Annotated in this window: 1 protein-coding gene; it reads right to left on the bottom strand. The window is 74.3% G+C overall.

Features of this window, described 5'->3' with window-relative positions:
- Nucleotides 1-133: 133 nt before the first annotated feature.
- The coding region (locus ACWDX9_RS61530; RefSeq protein ID WP_449973152.1) for a condensation domain-containing protein at nucleotides 134-3251 on the bottom strand (3118 nt) is incomplete at its 5' end.

Here is a 3251-nt window from a genome sequence, read left to right on the forward strand (position 1 = left end):
CGGTCATGACCCTCCTTCGTCGGTCTCATGACCAAGCTTGTCGGTCTCATGACCAAGGTGCTGTGCTTATTGATGACCTCGACAAGCTCGGTCATGACCCTCCTTCGTCGGTCTCATGACCAAGGTGCTGTGCTTATTGATGACCTCGACAAGCTCGGTCATGACCCTCCTCCGTCAGCCTCATGACCTGCTCGTCGGACAGCCCCGCCACCTCGGCCACCAGCGCCTCCTCGACGGCCAGCGCCAGCGCCGCCACGGTGCGGCGGTCGAACAGCGTACGGATCGGCAGATCCACCCCCGCCAGGGCGCGCAACCGGGCGGCCACCCGGATGGCGAGCAGCGAGTGGCCGCCGAGGGCGAAGAAGTCGTCGAACGCGCCGATCTTGTCCGCGCCCAGCACCTCCGCCCAGACGTCGGCCACCAGTTCCTCGGCGTCCGTCCTGGGCGGCGTGTCGTCGCTCCCGACCGGAGCGTCCGGCTCGGGGAGCGCGGCCCGGTCGAGCTTGCCGTTGCGGGTGAGGGGCAGCGCGTCGAGGAGCACCCAGCGCGCGGGCACCAGGTACGGCGGCAGCGCCCGCGCGACGTGCTCGGCCAGCCCTCCGGCGCTGGTCTCCCCACGCGGCACCACGTAAGCCACCAGGTCGCCCTCTCGCGCGAGCACGGCCGCCTGCCGGACGTCGGGATGGGTGAGCAGGCAGTGCTCGACCTCGCCCGGCTCGACGCGGAACCCGCGCACCTTGACCTGGGCGTCCAGGCGCCCGAGGAACTCCAACCGGCCGTCGCGCCGCAGCCGCACCCGGTCGCCCGTCCGGAAGTAGCGGCCCTCCGGCAGGGTCACGAACGGCGTATCGGGGGCGTTGAGGTAGCCGCGGGCCACGCCGGGGCCGCCGACGTACAGCTCGCCGGGCGTGCCCGGCGGGGTGGGCGCCCCGTGGCGGTCGAGGACCTGGACGGGGGTCGCTTCCACGGGGCGGCCGATCGGCGGATGGGGGTCCCCGCCCTCCAGCTCCGCGTACGTGGCGATGATCGTCGTCTCCGTGGGGCCGTACGTGTTGACCAGCCGCACCCGGTCGCCGAAGCGTTCGCGCCAGCGGTCCACGGCCTGCGCGCGCACCTGCTCGCCGCCGAGGATCACCAGGCGGAGCCCGTCCGGCCAGGGGATCTCGTCGATCAGGTCCACCAGGTGGTGGAAGTAGGCGGTGGGCAGGTCGAGCACGGTGACGTCGGGCCGCCGGGCGAGCAGGTCGGGCAGGGTGGCGCCGCCGCCGGGCAGCAGCTCGACCGTGGCGCCCGCGGCCAGCGCCGGGAAGATCTCCTCGGCGTGGGTGTCGAAGCTCAGCGAGGCGAGCTGGACGACGCGGTCGCCGGGGCGCAGCCCGTACGCGGAGCGCATCCACCGGACCCGCTCGGCCAGCCCGGCGTGCTCGACGGCGACCCCCTTGGGGGTGCCGGTGGAGCCCGAGGTGTAGATCACATATGCCAGGCCGGGCCGGCGTTCAGCGGCGCCCGCCCCCGGCTCGATCCCCGCCGTGACGACGAGGGACGTCCCCGCGGCCATGGCGCGCAGGCGCTCCGGCGGGTACTCGGGGTCCAGCGGCACGTAGGCGGCGCCCACCCGCCAGATCGCCAGCATGGCCACCACCGCCTCGACCGAGCGGCCCGTCCGGAGCCCGATCAGGTCCCCTTCGCCCGCGCCCCGCCCGGCCAGCTCACCGGCCAGCCGCGCCACCCGCCGCTCCAGCTCGGCGTACGTCACGGCCTCGGCGCCGCAGCTCACGGCCACCTCGCCGGGGTGCGCCGCCCCCGACTCGGCGATGAGCCCTCCGACGGTCCCCACGCTGCCCATAAGAGGGCCCGCCGGAGGGCGGTCCAGCGACGCGAGCAGGGCCTCGTCGGACGGCGTCAGCACGGGCAGGCGCGACAGGGGCACCCGCCGGTTGCCCGGGTCGGCCACCCCCCGCAGCACCACCGCGAACCGCTCCGCCAGCTCCGCCACCGTCTCCGCGTCGAACAACCCCGCGTCGTACCCGAACGCCACCCGCAGCCGCCCGGGCGACCGCCACGCCTCCACGGTCAGGTCGAACTTGGCCTGCCGGTACCCGTCGTCGAAGAACGACATCCGCACCGGGCCGAGGCGGTCGCGTTCGCCGTCGGCGGTCTGGCTGTTCAGGGTGAACAGGGTCTGGAACATCGGCTTCCTGGCCAGGTCCCGTTCCACGTCCAGCTCGGCCAGCAGCTGCTCGAACGGCACGTCGTGATGGGCCATCGCGTCCAGGACCGTCCTGCGCGTCCTGGCCAGCAGCTCCTCCAGCGCCGGGTCACCCGACAGGTCGCCGCGCAGGACGAGCGTGGTGCTGAGGTAGCCGATGAGCGGCTCCAGCTCCACTCGGTCCCGGCCCGCCGTCGGCGACCCGACCAGGACGTCGTCCTGCCCCGTGTGCCGCGACAGCAGGACCTGGTACGCCGCCAGCAGCACCATGAAGAGCGTCACCCGATGCCGGCGAGCCGTCGACTCCAGCCGGGTGAGCAGCTCGCCCGGCACCTCCAGCAGGTGGAAGTCGCCGCGCGTCGCCCCGGGGCGGTGCGGCCGGTCGGTGCGCAGGTCAAGGGTGGGCGGGTCGGCAAGCTGCGCGCGCCAGTAGTCGAGGGCCGCGCCGCGGTCCTGCTCCCGCCGCCACCCGGCGACGTCCCCGTGCTGCACGGCCAGCGGCGCGAGCTCGGCGGAGGCGTACAGGGCGGCCAGGTCGTCCAGGAAGACGGTGATCGACCAGCCGTCGGCCACGATGTGGTGCAGGACGACGCAGAGCACGTGATCGTCCGGGCTGATCCGGACGAGCGTGACGCGCAGCGGCGGCGCGGCGCCCAGGTCGAGCGGGGCGTTCGTGCGGGCGGCGACGAGCGCGCGGGCCTCGGCCTCGTCGCGGGCTGCCAGCCGTTCGATCCTGGCGGGCGCGGGCCGCTCGACCACGGCCACCGGCCGCCCGTCCACCTCGGGGAAGCGGGTCCGCAACGACTCGTGCCTGGCGATCAGCCCGGTCAGCGCCCGCTCCAGTGCCGCCTCGTCGAGCGGGCCCTGGAGCCTGCGCACGATGTACATGTTGTACGAGGCGTCGGCGGGATCCAGGCGGTGCAGGAACCACAGGCGTTCCTGGGCGGGGGAGAGCGGCGGCAGCGTGCCGGCCGGGCGCGGCACGAGAGGGCTGCCCGGCTCACCCGCGAGCTCGTCCAGCGTCGCGGCGAACCCGGCGACC

Source organism: Nonomuraea sp. NPDC003201 (genome assembly GCF_053590415.1).